This is a genomic window from Vibrio sabulosilitoris, from assembly GCF_055391395.1.
Map to the genome: position 1 here is coordinate 24,424 of NZ_AP029599.1, position 13,847 is coordinate 38,270.

General features: G+C 48.9%; 16 protein-coding genes. 8 read left to right on the top strand and 8 right to left on the bottom strand.

All coding sequences use genetic code 11. The annotated features are described in order from the left end of the window. Positions 1-21 precede the first annotated feature (21 nt). The 3 genes from apaG (at position 22) to ACZ5R2_RS00115 (ending at position 1,673) form a co-directional block, all read left to right on the top strand. Positions 22-402, top strand: a complete 381-nt coding sequence (gene apaG / locus ACZ5R2_RS00105) for a Co2+/Mg2+ efflux protein ApaG (RefSeq protein ID WP_464900291.1) — start codon at positions 22-24, stop codon at positions 400-402. A gap of 8 nt (positions 403-410) precedes the next feature. Then, positions 411-1,223 (top strand): symmetrical bis(5'-nucleosyl)-tetraphosphatase, encoded by an 813-nt coding sequence (locus ACZ5R2_RS00110; protein ID WP_464900292.1) that lies wholly within the window; start codon positions 411-413, stop codon positions 1,221-1,223. A 147-nt stretch (positions 1,224-1,370) separates the two neighbouring features. Then, entirely contained in the window at positions 1,371-1,673 is a 303-nt protein-coding gene (locus tag ACZ5R2_RS00115; RefSeq protein ID WP_438460440.1) for a hypothetical protein, read from the top strand. Between the two features lie 58 nt (positions 1,674-1,731). On the opposite strand, the gene folA is transcribed toward ACZ5R2_RS00115, so the two are convergent. From folA to rplU, 6 genes are all read right to left on the bottom strand, one after another. Beyond that, positions 1,732-2,214: a type 3 dihydrofolate reductase gene (gene folA / locus ACZ5R2_RS00120; protein ID WP_464900293.1), complete on the bottom strand. Its 483-nt coding sequence runs from the start codon at positions 2,212-2,214 to the stop codon at positions 1,732-1,734. Between the two features lie 54 nt (positions 2,215-2,268). After that, entirely contained in the window at positions 2,269-2,736 is a 468-nt protein-coding gene (locus ACZ5R2_RS00125) for a threonine/serine exporter family protein (protein WP_464900294.1), read from the bottom strand. Beyond that, positions 2,733-3,503 carry a threonine/serine exporter family protein gene (locus ACZ5R2_RS00130; protein WP_464900295.1) on the bottom strand — a complete coding sequence of 257 codons (771 nt, stop codon included), beginning with the start codon at positions 3,501-3,503 and terminating at the stop codon, positions 2,733-2,735. The genes ACZ5R2_RS00125 and ACZ5R2_RS00130 overlap by 4 nt, the downstream gene beginning before the upstream one ends. Positions 3,504-3,633: 130 nt before the next feature. Beyond that, positions 3,634-4,806 carry an Obg family GTPase CgtA gene (cgtA, locus tag ACZ5R2_RS00135; RefSeq protein WP_464900296.1) on the bottom strand — a complete coding sequence of 391 codons (1,173 nt, stop codon included), beginning with the start codon at positions 4,804-4,806 and terminating at the stop codon, positions 3,634-3,636. A gap of 343 nt (positions 4,807-5,149) precedes the next feature. Then, positions 5,150-5,407: a 50S ribosomal protein L27 gene (gene rpmA / locus ACZ5R2_RS00140; protein WP_004409945.1), complete on the bottom strand. Its 258-nt coding sequence runs from the start codon at positions 5,405-5,407 to the stop codon at positions 5,150-5,152. A 19-nt stretch (positions 5,408-5,426) separates the two neighbouring features. Beyond that, positions 5,427-5,738 carry a 50S ribosomal protein L21 gene (gene rplU / locus ACZ5R2_RS00145; RefSeq protein ID WP_438460445.1) on the bottom strand — a complete coding sequence of 104 codons (312 nt, stop codon included), beginning with the start codon at positions 5,736-5,738 and terminating at the stop codon, positions 5,427-5,429. Positions 5,739-6,007: 269 nt separating this feature from the next. Between rplU and ispB the strand changes: the two genes are divergently transcribed. After that, positions 6,008-6,979: an octaprenyl diphosphate synthase gene (gene ispB / locus ACZ5R2_RS00150; protein WP_464900297.1), complete on the top strand. Its 972-nt coding sequence runs from the start codon at positions 6,008-6,010 to the stop codon at positions 6,977-6,979. Between the two features lie 80 nt (positions 6,980-7,059). On the opposite strand, the gene ACZ5R2_RS00155 is transcribed toward ispB, so the two are convergent. After that, positions 7,060-7,251 (bottom strand): hypothetical protein, encoded by a 192-nt coding sequence (locus ACZ5R2_RS00155; protein ID WP_464900298.1) that lies wholly within the window; start codon positions 7,249-7,251, stop codon positions 7,060-7,062. Positions 7,252-7,368: 117 nt separating this feature from the next. Then, positions 7,369-8,304 carry a malate dehydrogenase gene (gene mdh, locus ACZ5R2_RS00160; protein ID WP_464900299.1) on the bottom strand — a complete coding sequence of 312 codons (936 nt, stop codon included), beginning with the start codon at positions 8,302-8,304 and terminating at the stop codon, positions 7,369-7,371. Positions 8,305-8,606: 302 nt separating this feature from the next. Here mdh and argR point away from each other — a divergent pair, with 302 nt between their 5' ends. The 4 genes from argR to ACZ5R2_RS00180 all read left to right on the top strand — a co-directional run bounded on the left by argR (position 8,607) and on the right by ACZ5R2_RS00180 (position 13,741). Next, positions 8,607-9,077 (top strand): transcriptional regulator ArgR, encoded by a 471-nt coding sequence (gene argR / locus ACZ5R2_RS00165; RefSeq protein ID WP_438460449.1) that lies wholly within the window; start codon positions 8,607-8,609, stop codon positions 9,075-9,077. A gap of 370 nt (positions 9,078-9,447) precedes the next feature. Beyond that, entirely contained in the window at positions 9,448-10,416 is a 969-nt protein-coding gene (locus ACZ5R2_RS00170) for a TAXI family TRAP transporter solute-binding subunit (RefSeq protein WP_438460450.1), read from the top strand. 256 nt (positions 10,417-10,672) lie between these two features. Next, entirely contained in the window at positions 10,673-13,252 is a 2,580-nt protein-coding gene (locus ACZ5R2_RS00175) for a TRAP transporter permease (protein ID WP_464900300.1), read from the top strand. Positions 13,253-13,303: 51 nt separating this feature from the next. Continuing rightward, the gene (locus ACZ5R2_RS00180) at positions 13,304-13,741 is read left to right on the top strand and encodes a universal stress protein (RefSeq protein ID WP_438460452.1); all 438 of its coding nucleotides are present in this window, start codon (positions 13,304-13,306) and stop codon (positions 13,739-13,741) included. Positions 13,742-13,847 lie beyond the last annotated feature (106 nt).

Here is a 13,847-nt window from a genome sequence, read left to right on the forward strand (position 1 = left end):
CACTTTAGATAAGGACTGGATATGAACGCATCTTCACCCTGCATCAAAGTTCAAGTACATAGTAAGTACATCGAGGCCCAATCCGAGCCGGATCTGGGTCGGTATGTGTTTGCCTACTTAATCACGATCAAAAACCTCAGTGGCCAACCGGTGCAGCTAATGGGTCGCCGCTGGCTTATTACTGATGCCAATGGAAAACAATTAACCGTTGAGGGAGACGGGGTAGTGGGTAAGCAACCCATTATTGATGCATATGATGAGTACACCTACTCAAGCGGGACGGCGATAGAAACCCCTGTTGGTGTGATGCAAGGACACTATACAATGCAGGACGCCAACCAAGAGCCATTTATTGCTGAAGTGGACCCCTTCCGACTCGCGGTACCCAATATCCTCAACTAGGAGATGCGGTGAAGCCGAAATCAAATTATATCGTTGGTGACATCCAAGGCTGTCATGACGAACTGCTGTTGCTACTCAAACAAGTCAACTTCAATCATTCTACCGATAAACTCTGGATTGCCGGTGACTTAGTCGCCAGGGGCCCAAAGTCGCTTGAGACACTACGCTTTGCCTTTCAGTATCAAGACTCCGTTCAGGTGGTGCTCGGAAATCATGATCTACACCTACTTGCGGTCTCTCGTGGGATAAAAAAGATCAAAGAGCGCGATCGCACCGCACCAATCTTTGATGCCCCAGATCGAGAGCAACTGCTTGAGTGGTTGCGCCACCAACCCCTACTTGCTGAGCACCCTGAGTTCGTGTTGTCTCATGCAGGTATTTCCCCACACTGGGATCTTGCCACCGCTCGTCAAGAGGCGCAGAGCGTTGAACAGGTATTACGCAGCTCACGTTTCATATGGCTTCTAGAGAACATGTACCAAAACCTGCCAGATGACTGGAATCCTGATCGTACAGACCTGAGTCGCTATATCTACGCGATTAATGCCTTTACCCGCATGCGATACGTCACGCCTCAAGGTCAACTTGACATGGCATGCAAGTTACCCCCCGAAGAGGTTCCCAGCGACGAGTTGATGCCATGGTTTGATTTTCCTAATAGAAAACAGATTGATAAGGCTATTCTGTTTGGCCACTGGGCAGCCCTACAGGGCTATCAAAGCCCAAAAGTGATCGGTCTCGATACGGGCTGCGTGTGGGGTGGTTGCTTAACGATGCTTGAATGGGAAACGAAAACGTTTTATACGCAAAGTGCGGTCTAAGACTGAAATGGCCAGTCCTTACTCTGTAAAGAATGAAAACAGCTGCGCATTTTTTGATCTAGATCGGGTTTCATATCAACTTCATAATCTTTGCTTCCTCCTCATCTACACTTTTTAATGAGGTCGCGCCGCTGGAGGAAATAAAGGATGATTACCAAGCACAGAGATTATTTGATACCCAACACCAAGAGTTTTCACGCCCACGTTGAGATCAACCCTGTTGGGGAGGTGGACATCGACATTATCGAAAGCCGCAAGCACTATCACTCAAGTCTGGAAAAGCTGAAGTTCGAACCTAAAGGGGAGAAAGTCAAAGTGGTGGGTTGCGATGAAAGCGGCGGTCGTAAAGTTTGGCAACTCACACTCGCCTCAACAGATGCGCTCGACCTCAACCATGTGATTGAGGAAGCGAACGACGAATATGAAATATTAATGAGGGACCTGATTTAGCTCATTAGGGACTGGATTACCAAGGGCGCCCAACCTTTGTCGGGTGCCCTCGTCTTGCTTAGTTACGCTCTAACACCACGAACTGCATATCATATTTGTTCGCTTCGTCAGCTTGATATGACTCCACTTCTGTTTGCTTAAACGACTCATCCCATTGAGGAAAGCGAGTATCGCCGTCTATTTGGGCATCGATAAAGGTGAGGTACAGGCGCTGAGTAAGTGGCAGGCAAGCGGCATAAATACTGCCGCCGCCAATAATCATCAATTCTTTAACATCCCCTGCTGCATCAATCGCTTGCTCAATTGACTGAACCACCTCAACACCATCAATTGCTAAGCTGGTATCGCGGCTAATGACAATATTTTTACGACCAGGCAAGGGACGACCGATCGACTCATAGGTTTTACGCCCCATCACGATAGGCTTGCCCATCGTACAGCGTTTAAACCACGCAAAGTCTGCTGGTAGGTGCCAAGGCATTTGATTATCTTTGCCAATGATACGGTCGTCTGCCATCGCGGCAATCATACTAATGATCATGTCTGTTCCTAGTCATATTGGTCACTGACCTGATGCACTTCGGCTTAGGTCACATTATACAATGGGTTTGCGGCGATAGAATATCAGCCCAGGAACCGCTAAGCCAACCGCAAGTGCAGTAATGATAAAGATTGCTGCTAGGAAGTTTTCCACTAGCATCGCCATTAATGACTCTGAATAGCCTATGTATTGGATCTCGATCAGCGCGATCATGGCCTTAAAGGCATAGACACCCGGTACCATAGGGATCATTGCAGCGACGGTAAATACCTTCGGGTGAGCTAAAAAGCGCTGCGACCAATAGATACCAATCACACTGACAGTTGTCGCGGCAGCAAATGTCGCCCACTCTATTGGCACACCATACTCCAGTAACAAAAACCTTAGTCCGTGACCTATCGCCCCGCCGAGGGCACAATAGAAAAGCGCACGCTGCGGGACATTAAATAGCATGGCAAAGCCAATGGCAGGAATCGATGCCAGCAACATGTCTTCTAGCAATGCGAATATCAGTGTCATCATGAGCCCATCCATCCCCAAATACCAGTGAGCCCCATTGAAGCGACAATCCCGACACTGGTGGCGAGAGTGAGTAAGCTTGCCATCATAAATCGAGCCAAGCCCATGTTGATGTGACCTTTGAGCATATCAGCTACGGCATTGATCAAGGGCAAGCCAGGGACTAACATCAAAACTGATGAAGCCATAACTAGGGTTGGCTGATCACCAATACCAAACACCACAGCTTGGGCCGATATCGTCGAGGTAACAAATGCCGTGGCCGCGAAGTTGACCAAGGGATTAAAGTGACGGTGGCCCAGCTCTTGACGCACTATCATACCAAGACTAGAGGCGATAAAAGTCATTAGAAAGACCCATATATCTCCTCCTGCAAGACGGCTAAAGCTGGCGCAAGATACACCGATCATAAAAACAATCAGCCAACGGTTATAGCGCTCGGGACTGATCCTATCAATTCGCTCTTGCGCTAACTGGTGATCAAGTAGTCCCTTCTCCATCATGATACAAATACGCTGGATCTGAGTGATCACGCGCATATTGATCCCGCGATCAGCACAACCTCGTGTCGTAGTTACGCAGTGATTGTTCATTACCGTCGTGACCACCAGCGCATCGGCAGACAGAGCAACCTCAACTTCCGTTACCCCGGCTGCGCGCCCTATGCGTCGCATCACAGTACTGACTAGGGTACTTTCTGCACCATGGGCTAATAACATCTGCCCGGCCTGAGCGATCAAGCGAGATATATCCCTCTGCTCGTTATCCATAACTTACTCCAAATCCATTACCACGGGGCTGTTATACTCGATTTTCCAGTCACCGCCATGATTTGGGCACAAAAAAACCGCAATTAAGCGGTTTTTTAGTTTTCAGCAATAAGCTTGATTGAGGTGAGAGTTATTCGCGAACCCAGATAACGTGGCCGTCATCTTCGTCGTCATCCCACTCGTCCCAGTCATCGTCATCTTCAGACACGACGTTTTTACCCGCCATAGCATCGTTGTGGTAGTCGTCCCACATGAAGTTAACTTTCTCTTCTTCACTGATCTCCTCTTCCTCACGCGGAAGGGCTTCCATAAAGTCAGCGAGTTTATAACACAGCTCTTTGGTACCCATCTTGTTGATGGCAGAGATCTTAAAGTACTGCTCTTCCCAACCGAGTGCATCGAGGATCTCTTGGATCTTCTCGTTGGCTTCTTCCTCTGGCATTAGATCCGTTTTGTTGAATACTAGCCAGCGCGGTTTACCCGCCAATTTCTCGCTGTATTGCTCAAGCTCATCGATAATGGTCAGTGCATTTTGCACCGGATCCGATTGATCGATAGGCATGATATCAATCATATGCAGAAGAACGCGACAGCGCTCTAGGTGCTTGAGGAAGCGAATCCCTAGCCCCGCTCCATCAGCCGCACCCTCGATAAGACCTGGGATATCAGCAACAACAAAGCTCTTCTCAGGTACGACACTCACCACACCCAAGCTTGGGATCAGAGTGGTAAATGGGTAGTCTGCCACTTTCGGCTTCGCCGCCGACACCGCACGGATAAAGGTTGATTTACCCGCATTTGGCAAACCAAGCATACCCACATCAGCCAAAAGCAATAGCTCTAGGCGTAACTCGCGGATCTCGCCTTTAGTGCCCAATGTCTTTTGACGTGGCGCACGGTTAACGGAAGACTTAAAGCGGGTGTTACCCAGGCCATGCCAGCCGCCTTTTGCTACCATCACTTTCTTGCCGTGCTCAGCAACTTCACCAACGATTTCGTTAGTGTGGATGTCCACCGCACGCGTACCCACAGGCACACGCATTACCTTATCTTTGCCGCGCTTACCGGTACAGTTACCGCCGCGACCATTTTCACCGCGCTCTGCTTCATAGAAGCGCTGGAAACGATAATCAATTAGGGTATTTAGGTTCTCGTCCGCTTGGATGTAAATATCACCGCCGTCACCGCCGTCGCCACCATCAGGGCCACCTTTCGTAACGAATTTCTCACGCCAAAAACTCACTATACCGTTACCGCCGTCACCGGCTTGAACTTTTACTACCGCTTCATCAACGAATTTCATCTCTTACTCCGCCCAATTGCTACATGTGTGTAGCTGCGTTGCAAATATCATCTCTGTGGCACGTAGTTGCCATAGAATGATATAAATTCTAGCAGATCCCAATATCAGATCGATCACCTAAGATCTCAGATCGTTCTGCCACCTGTGCCAGACTCTCGAGCTCACCGACAAAACCAACGGTTAGGGGTATGCTCACTGGCTTGGTATTAGGAACCAATAATGAGGGACTCTTTACAGAGTGCCTTAGTATTGATTCGGTTCGCATAAATAAAAAACCCCACCGAATCGGCAGGGCTTTTGAATTCAGCTTGAAAGCTTTTAACTAATTAAATCAGAGATTTAATTACTCAGCTTCGATGCTAACGAATTTACGGTTTTTAGGACCTTTCACTTCGAACTTCACTTTACCTTCAGTAAGAGCGAATAGAGTGTGGTCTTTACCGATACCTACGTTAGTACCAGCGTGGAACTTAGTACCACGTTGACGAACAATGATGTTACCTGCAAGAACAGATTCACCACCGAAACGCTTTACACCAAGACGTTTGCTTTCTGAATCGCGGCCGTTACGAGTAGAACCACCAGCTTTTTTGTGTGCCATTGTTAAACTCTCCTAAAACTTAAGCGTTGATGCCAGTGATTTTCACTTCAGTGAACCACTGACGGTGACCAGCTTGCTTGCGAGAATGCTTACGACGACGGAACTTAACGATTTTAACTTTATCGCCACGACCGTGTTGTACAACTTCTGCTACAACTTTGCCACCCTCTACAAGAGGTGCACCAACTGTGATGTCTTCACCGTTAGCAACAAGAAGAACTTTATCAAATTCAACAGTTGCACCAGTTTCAACGTCTAATTTCTCTAAACGAAGAGTTTGACCTTCGCTTACACGGTGTTGTTTACCACCAGATTGGAAAACAGCGTACATATTTTACTCCGCTTTTTCCGCACAGCCTGTTGCCGTTTATTTGGGCAAGTGGGTGTGCGCTAAACTAATCATCAATAGGGCGCAGATTCTACAGAAAGGACGCACCTATGACAAGCCATATTTGAAAAAAATTGGCGAAAAGCTAATCGCCCATCAAAAGTGCCGCGATCATGCCTTTTAGTCATATATTAATCAATGATTTTTAGTGTATTATTCAGCGATAACTCTAATGACAAGCCTTGCAGGTTCTCAATTTAGCCGGAATTACAATGGATTTTAAAGCCATCCAAGCCCTTACCGCCGATGACATGGCAAAAGTGAACGAAACCATCCAAGCTCAGCTCGATTCCGATGTCTCGCTCATTAACCAACTCGGTTTCTACATCGTAAGTGGGGGTGGAAAACGTATTCGTCCGCTGCTTGCGGTACTATCTGCGCGTGCCCTGGGGTATCAAGGAACGAAACACACCCTCGCTGCCGCCTTCGTTGAATTTATTCACACCGCGACACTTTTGCACGACGATGTGGTCGATGAGTCAGACCTACGTCGTGGTAAAGCCACCGCCAACGCCGCCTTCGGTAATGCCGCCAGCGTGTTAGTCGGTGACTACATCTACACCCGATCTTTTCAGATGATGACTGAGCTAGGATCAATGAAGATCCTTAAGCTAATGAGTGATGCGGTCAACGTGATCGCCGAGGGTGAAGTGCAGCAGCTGATGAACTGCAATGATCCTAACACCACAGAAGATAACTATATGCAGGTTATCTACTCAAAAACCGCGCGTCTGTTTGAAGCGGCAACCCAGATCGGTGCGATCCTCAACCAGGCCTCCCCTGAAGTTGAGCTTGCACTGCAAAACTATGGCCGCTATCTGGGCACCGCATTTCAGCTTATTGATGATGTCATGGACTACACCTCAGATGGTGAGTCTATGGGTAAAAATGTCGGTGACGATCTGGCCGAAGGTAAGCCGACCCTGCCGCTACTTTATGCGATGCAACATGGCAGTGATGCCCAAAGGGTAATGATCCGTGAAGCCATCGAGTCCTCTAACGGCATGCAGCGTCTCAACGAGATCCTGCAAGCGATGGAAGAGACTGGCGCGCTCGATTACACACGGCAGAAAGCGCTGAGGGAAGCCGATAAGGCGATTGCTGAGCTGTGTACAATCCCTGATTCGGAGTACAAACAAGCGCTGATACACATTGCACACCTTGCAGTCCACCGTAACGCCTGACCAAGATGAAACAAGAGAGCCAAAAGGCTCTCTTGTTAATTTATGTCGACATGGACCATTCAAATGTTTGTTGAAATGAATCAATAGTACTTGTCGCATCCTGTGTGCAACTGAGGATTTTCTGACAACTCTTGACAATGCACAGCGAACTGCTCTTGGCTCTCTTGGGTTTCAATCAGCACCATTTCGGTCTCTTTATCCTTGGCCAGAACTTTGGCAATCCCCTGTTGGGACTCGACTATCATACCGCTGTGCACATGTTTGCTTTCCATCTTGACGCCTCCGCCTAATTAAACCCTGATCTCATTACGATCTTAGCCCCACATAGATCAAAGCGACAGGATCAAAAAGCCGGCCTTATCAGCCGGCTTAGTATGCTCATTGAATGATCATTTAATAAAATCAACACCGACTTGGATATCGCCGTTCAGCGTTTCTAGCATCCCGTCAAGCGCTGATGCCTCGTAATCGCTCAACTGGCCATAACTCAATACCTCTTCAACACCCTCTTTGCCGAGTTTAACTGGCTGAGCGAAATACGGTGCGTGTTCTCCTTCACCCTCTACATAAGCGCACTCAATAACGCCCTCTTCACCTTGAATAGCACGAACCAGAGCCAAGCCAAAGCGACATGCAGCCTGACCCATCGACAAGGTTGCAGAGCCACCGCCGGCTTTTGCTTCAACCACTTCGGTGCCAGCATTTTGAATACGCTTGGTTAAGGCTTGCACCTCATCATCGGTGAATTCGACCCCTTCAACCTGAGAAAGTAGTGGCAAGATAGTCACACCAGAGTGGCCGCCAATGACCGGCACACGGATCTCACCTGGATCTTTATTTTTAAGGTCCGCAATAAAGGTCTCAGAACGGATCACATCCAGAGTAGTCACACCAAACAACTTGCGCTTGTCGTACACACCCGCTTTTTTCAGCACCTCGGCTGCTATGGGAACGGTGGTATTAACAGGGTTGGTGATAATCCCAACGCAGGCTTTAGGGCATACCTGAGCAATCTTTTCAGCCAGTGACTTGACTATCCCGGCATTCACATTGAATAGATCGGCGCGATCCATGCCAGGTTTGCGAGCCACACCAGCCGAGATCAACACCACTTCTGCGCCTTCAAGGGCTGGAGTAGGATCCTCGCCAGCATAACCCTTGATGGAGATAGGAGTAGGGATATGACTCAGATCAGCAGCGACACCGGGTGTAACAGGAGCAATATCGTATAACGCCAGGTCTGAGCCTGCTGGTAGACGATTCTTTAGTAATAGAGCTAAGGCTTGACCGATGCCACCTGCGGCACCAATAACGGCTACTTTCATGGTAGTTTCTCCTTGAGAATCACTCTTTTAATTTAAGGTTTGTAGGGTATTCTTTTTGATCCAAGCTAGTGTAAATACAAAATAGTTACAAACTGCCAACCTGCCATTTGCGACTTTCGCAACACCATATCCGCACTAACTCGACGAAAACTTTGATATATTCCTCGACTACTTTTCAACCATATTGCCGTGTAAGCGCGAGCTTTGCAGTGACCCCATAGACAGAATTTGTTAAACGAATTGTTATTATCTGAATATCTATGCGAAAATATGCATGTAATGACATTTAGAAAGATATGACGATGCGAAATTCTGACAAACAAGACAATTTAGTGCGCGCTTTTAAAGCCCTGTTAAAGGAAGAACGGTTTGGCTCTCAGGGTGATATTGTTGATGCCCTAAAACACGAAGGCTTTGAAAATATAAACCAATCAAAAGTGTCGCGCATGCTGACTAAATTCGGCGCGGTTCGTACCCGTAATGCCAAGATGGAAATGGTCTATTGCCTACCAGCCGAACTGGGTGTGCCTACCGTATCGAGTTCACTGCGTGAGTTAGTTCTGGATATCGACCGCAATACCGCTTTGGTGGTGATTCATACCGGCCCAGGAGCGGCGCAATTAATTGCTCGCCTACTCGACTCACTGGGTAAATCAGAGGGTATTCTCGGTGTGGTTGCCGGTGATGACACCATTTTCATTACGCCAACAATCACAGTTTCAACCGAGCAGCTTTACAGCTCGGTGTGTGAACTGTTTGAGTACACTGGCTAACCCATCCCACTGATAACACTGCGGAATTAAACCAAACCTATTCCGCAGTTGCCCTACGCTTCCTTCAGCTATGGTGTTTTTGTGTGATAAACCTCTCAAGTCACACAATCGCCACGCCAGTTTAGCACTCAAGTCTAAGTCATTGAATTAAAACAGCATTAAATCATAATTAAACTCTTTTCTGCACAACGACAGGGGTGAACTTTTCGTTGCCATTCTTTGCAGCCATGTAACTTTATGTCGCTTTTTGTTACTGTTAGGTTCACTTTTTCATCACTCTGATGTGAAAAGATGCCGTTCCCATACCGGGAACTACCAGAATTACTACACTTAATTTGGGACTAATCGTGAATTAAAGGAAGGAAAATTCATGGCATTTACAAAGCTGATTAAAGTAGGGGCAATCGCTGCCGCCGTCATGGGAGCTGGAGCGGTCAATGCACAGGAGTTCATCACCATTGGCACAGGCTCAGTGACAGGTGTTTACTACCCTACGGGTGGTGCAATTTGTAAACTGGTTAATAATGGACGTAAAGAGCACAACATTCGTTGTTCGGTTGAGTCCACTGGCGGCTCAATTTACAACGTCAACACGATTCGCGCCGGTGAGCTAGACTTTGGCGTCGTGCAGTCTGACTGGCAATATCATGGCTACAACGGCACCAGTAAGTTCGCCGACCAAGGCGAGTACAAAAATCTGCGTGCGATGTTCTCTCTGCACACCGAACCTTTCAACATCATTGCTCGCTCTGACTCAGGGATAGAAAACGTCGCAGACCTAAAAGGCAAGCGCGTTAATATCGGTAACCCAGGCTCAGGTGACCGAGCGACTATGGGTGTAGTCATGGACGCGATGGGCTGGACCAACGATAGCTTCAAGCTTGCTTCTGAGCTCAAGGGCTCCGAGCGCTCTCAAGCCCTGTGTGATAACAAGATTGATGCCTTTATCTATATGGTCGGGCACCCAAATGGCTCGATCAAAGAGGCAACAACCTCGTGTGATGCGAAGCTTGTCTCTGCCACCGGCACTGAGATCGATAAAATCGTTGCCGAAAACCCCTATTACGCATATAGCACCGTACCGGCTGGTATGTATCGAGGTAACGACGCAGACGTCAACAGCTTCGGTGTCGCCGCGACCATGGTCACCACTACGGACGTTCCAGATGTCGTTGCGTACAATGTCGCTAAAGCGGTGTTCGAGAACTTTGACACCTTCAAGCGCCTCCACCCTGCTTTTGCCAACCTGAAGAAAGAGGACATGGTACAAGCGGGTCTGTCGATCCCACTCCATCCAGGTGCGGAGCAGTACTACCGAGAGGTCGGTCTGATTAAATAGGCCATCAGACCTCCAAAGGCGAGCCTAGCTCGCCTTTGTTGTTTTCCTATCTGACTAAAACCTAGTATCTAGCGTGCAAATAGGGATTCACTATTTTCTAATAAAAAGGCGCCAACGCCTTTGATCCATTTGGGATCACACGTTTAGTCACATGTTCGAAGCAAAATAGGGTGCCATTCACTACACTGGAAGTAAGCACCCATGGGCCGTAACTCAAATATTCATTCCAAACGCGAACAATAACAAGGAAGAGTAAATGACGACGAATAATTCTCCGTCTCAAGATGTGCAAGAGATGGTCGCGAAAGCCGATACCGGCGCTCGAAATCCGCGCGGCATATCGGGACGCATTCTGTGGGTAGTTCCGCTTTGTTGGTCGCTATTCCAGCTCTGGTATGCCTCACCGCTACCATTTATCTTTAATTTTGCGGTGCTCAATGACACCCAAGCAAGATCCATCCACCTCACATTTGCGATTTTTCTCGCGTTTACTGCGTATCCAGCGCTTAAGCACTCGCCACGCGATCACATCCCGCTACTTGACTGGATTTTGGCACTCGCCGGCAGTTTTTCAGCCGCGTACATCTACATTTTTTATGCCGATTTAGCTGGGCGCTCTGGCGCGCCAACTACCCCAGATATTGTCTTTGCCGTCATTGGTATGGTGCTGCTGCTTGAGGCAACTCGCCGAGCCCTCGGGCCACCACTGATGGTGGTCGCCGCGGTCTTTCTTCTTTACACCTTTGGCGGGCCACATATGCCCGATGTCATTGCCCACAAAGGGGCAAGCCTCAACAAGGCGATGTCTCATCTATGGCTCACCACCGAAGGGGTATTTGGTGTTGCGCTGGGCGTCTCAACCTCGTTTGTGTTCCTGTTTGTCCTGTTTGGTGCCATGCTCGAGCGCGCGGGCGCGGGTGCTTACTTTATTAAGGTTGCCTTCTCACTACTTGGTCACATGAAAGGCGGTCCGGCGAAAGCAGCGGTCGTCGCCTCAGGTTTGTCAGGGCTGGTGTCAGGCTCTTCCATCGCCAACGTTGTGACCACCGGCACCTTTACCATTCCTCTAATGAAGCGCGTCGGCTTCCCTGGCACCAAGGCGGGTGCTGTTGAGGTAGCGGCATCGACCAATGGTCAGCTAACGCCACCTATTATGGGAGCTGCAGCATTTTTGATGGTGGAGTATGTCGGTATCTCGTACGTTGAGGTGATCAAAGCGGCGCTACTGCCAGCGCTTATCTCGTATATTGCACTAATCTACATCGTGCACCTTGAGGCGTGTAAAGCGGGCATGACCGGATTACCCCGTCGTCACAACCCCACGCTACTGCAAAGCCTGCTCTCCTTCTCTGCAACGATACTGGGTCTTTGTGTCATCAGCGCGGCAGTCTACTACGGCGTTGGCTGGACTAAGGACGTATTTGGCGCAGCAGCAACCCCGATTGTTACCCTTGCCCTGTTTATCGCCTATCTCGCCCTGCTTAAGGTATCCGCCAACCATATTGAGGATGGCAATATTGAGATTGATGCCGAGCTCACTGAGGTCCCCGATCCCGGCCCAACCATCAAGTCTGGTTTGCACTTCTTGCTGCCTATTGTCGTTCTGGTATGGTGCTTAACCGTAGAGCGCTTCTCACCGGGCCTATCTGCATTTTGGGCAACGGTATTTATGATCTTTATCCTCCTAACGCAAAGACCATTGATGGCATTGATGGCGCGAACCGGTGATGTTGTCGAGCAAACCAAAGCTGGTGCGATTGACCTGGTTGAGAGCCTCGTTAGTGGTGCACGTAACATGATAGGTATCGGTGTGGCCACTGCGGCCGCGGGTACCGTTGTTGGTGTGGTCACACTGACGGGTATTGGCCTAGTAATGACCGACTTTGTCGAATACATCTCTGGCGGTAGCATCATTCTTGTGCTGATCTTCACTGCGATCATCAGCTTGATCTTAGGTATGGGCCTACCAACCACGGCTAACTATATCGTGGTTTCTACGCTGATGGCGCCAGTGATCGTCACGCTTGGCGCAGCGCATGGCTTGATCATCCCACTCATCGCAGTGCACTTGTTCGTCTTCTACTTTGGCATTCTTGCCGACGATACACCGCCAGTAGGCTTGGCCGCCTTTGCCGCTGCAGCGATTGCCAAGTCGGATCCTATCCGCACCGGTATCCAAGGCTTTACCTACGATATACGTACTGCGATCTTGCCGTTTATGTTTGTGTTCAATACCCAGTTGTTGATGATGGGCATTGATTCATGGTGGCATTTGCTGCTGACCATCATCTCATCGGTGATCGCAATGCTGCTGTTCTCCGCCGCTACCCAAGGCTGGTGGTTCACGCGCAATAAATGGTGGGAAACCATCTTGCTGCTCGTGCTGACATTTAGCTTCTTCAGGCCAGGTTTTTGGTGGGACATGATCTACCCTGCACAAGACATTCGCCCCGGCACGGAGCTCAGTCAAGTGGTCGAGGCCTTACCAGTTGGCGAAGCGGTGCGTTTAGAGGTGGCAGGAGAAACGCTCGACGGTCGCTTCGTTGAAAGGACGGTCAAGCTGCCGTTTGATGATAAAGCCGTTGGCGCAGAGGATCGCATCTCCTCAATGGGGCTGATGCTCATCGAAGATGAAGGCAAGTTGATCGTTGATATGGTGGAGTTTGGTAGCCCAGCAGAAGCAGCAGGCATTGATTTTGATTGGGAGATCAAATCGATTGTGCAAAAAGCTCAGCGTCCTATGAAGGAGTGGGCATTTGTACCGACCCTCTTGCTCGTCATGCTGCTTGGCTGGAATCAATTGCGCCGGGCGCGACGTCAACAGACCCTCGCCTGATAATACGGGCTCAGCAAAACCGGTGAGCCCTCAGTGAAAAAGAGAGATATCATGTTCAAGCAAATTCTTGTACCTGTAGACCTCAATGATCAGGGCTTTAGTGACAAAGCCCTTCACTTGGCAATTTGGCACGCCAAGCAGTCTGGCGCGCAAATTCATCTACTGAATGTTTTACCTGGCATCCACACCTCGATGGTCGCGAGCTACTTCCCTAAAGATGCCGCGGCGAAGATGAAGGCCGATGTACGCAAGCAACTGAAGCAGTTTGCTGACCAGCATGTGCCTGACGAGTTGGTGTACAAGACCCATGTTGCCGAGGGAAAAACCTACCGGACCATTTTGGACTATGCCGAGCGATTGGGAGCCGATTTAATCGTCCTGCCGAGTCACAAGCGCTCAAAGCTCGACAATACCGTTCTTGGCTCTGTGGCAAGTAAGGTGGTCCAGAACTCAAACATTAACGTTCTAGTGGTCAAACCGTTCGGCTAATCAGCGCCTCGGTGTCTTCATGACGATGAAAAAAACCTATCAAAACGATAGGTTTTTTTTACTTTACCCAATGAGAATGATTATCAATAATCATTACAAGTCAGGA

Bases quoted from the DNA above. Each gene is read 5' to 3' on its own strand.
- apaG (WP_464900291.1), top strand. From the start codon at position 22: ATGAACGCATCTTCACCCTGCATCAAAGTTCAAGTACATAGTAAGTAC.
- ACZ5R2_RS00115 (WP_438460440.1), top strand. From the start codon at position 1,371: ATGATTACCAAGCACAGAGATTATTTGATACCCAACACCAAGAGTTTT.
- folA (WP_464900293.1), bottom strand. From the start codon at position 2,214: ATGATCATTAGTATGATTGCCGCGATGGCAGACGACCGTATCATTGGC.
- ACZ5R2_RS00125 (WP_464900294.1), bottom strand. From the start codon at position 2,736: ATGATGACACTGATATTCGCATTGCTAGAAGACATGTTGCTGGCATCG.
- ACZ5R2_RS00130 (WP_464900295.1), bottom strand. From the start codon at position 3,503: ATGGATAACGAGCAGAGGGATATATCTCGCTTGATCGCTCAGGCCGGG.
- cgtA (WP_464900296.1), bottom strand. From the start codon at position 4,806: ATGAAATTCGTTGATGAAGCGGTAGTAAAAGTTCAAGCCGGTGACGGC.
- rpmA (WP_004409945.1), bottom strand. From the start codon at position 5,407: ATGGCACACAAAAAAGCTGGTGGTTCTACTCGTAACGGCCGCGATTCA.
- rplU (WP_438460445.1), bottom strand. From the start codon at position 5,738: ATGTACGCTGTTTTCCAATCTGGTGGTAAACAACACCGTGTAAGCGAA.
- ispB (WP_464900297.1), top strand. From the start codon at position 6,008: ATGGATTTTAAAGCCATCCAAGCCCTTACCGCCGATGACATGGCAAAA.
- ACZ5R2_RS00155 (WP_464900298.1), bottom strand. From the start codon at position 7,251: ATGGAAAGCAAACATGTGCACAGCGGTATGATAGTCGAGTCCCAACAG.
- mdh (WP_464900299.1), bottom strand. From the start codon at position 8,304: ATGAAAGTAGCCGTTATTGGTGCCGCAGGTGGCATCGGTCAAGCCTTA.
- argR (WP_438460449.1), top strand. From the start codon at position 8,607: ATGCGAAATTCTGACAAACAAGACAATTTAGTGCGCGCTTTTAAAGCC.
- ACZ5R2_RS00170 (WP_438460450.1), top strand. From the start codon at position 9,448: ATGGCATTTACAAAGCTGATTAAAGTAGGGGCAATCGCTGCCGCCGTC.
- ACZ5R2_RS00175 (WP_464900300.1), top strand. From the start codon at position 10,673: ATGACGACGAATAATTCTCCGTCTCAAGATGTGCAAGAGATGGTCGCG.
- ACZ5R2_RS00180 (WP_438460452.1), top strand. From the start codon at position 13,304: ATGTTCAAGCAAATTCTTGTACCTGTAGACCTCAATGATCAGGGCTTT.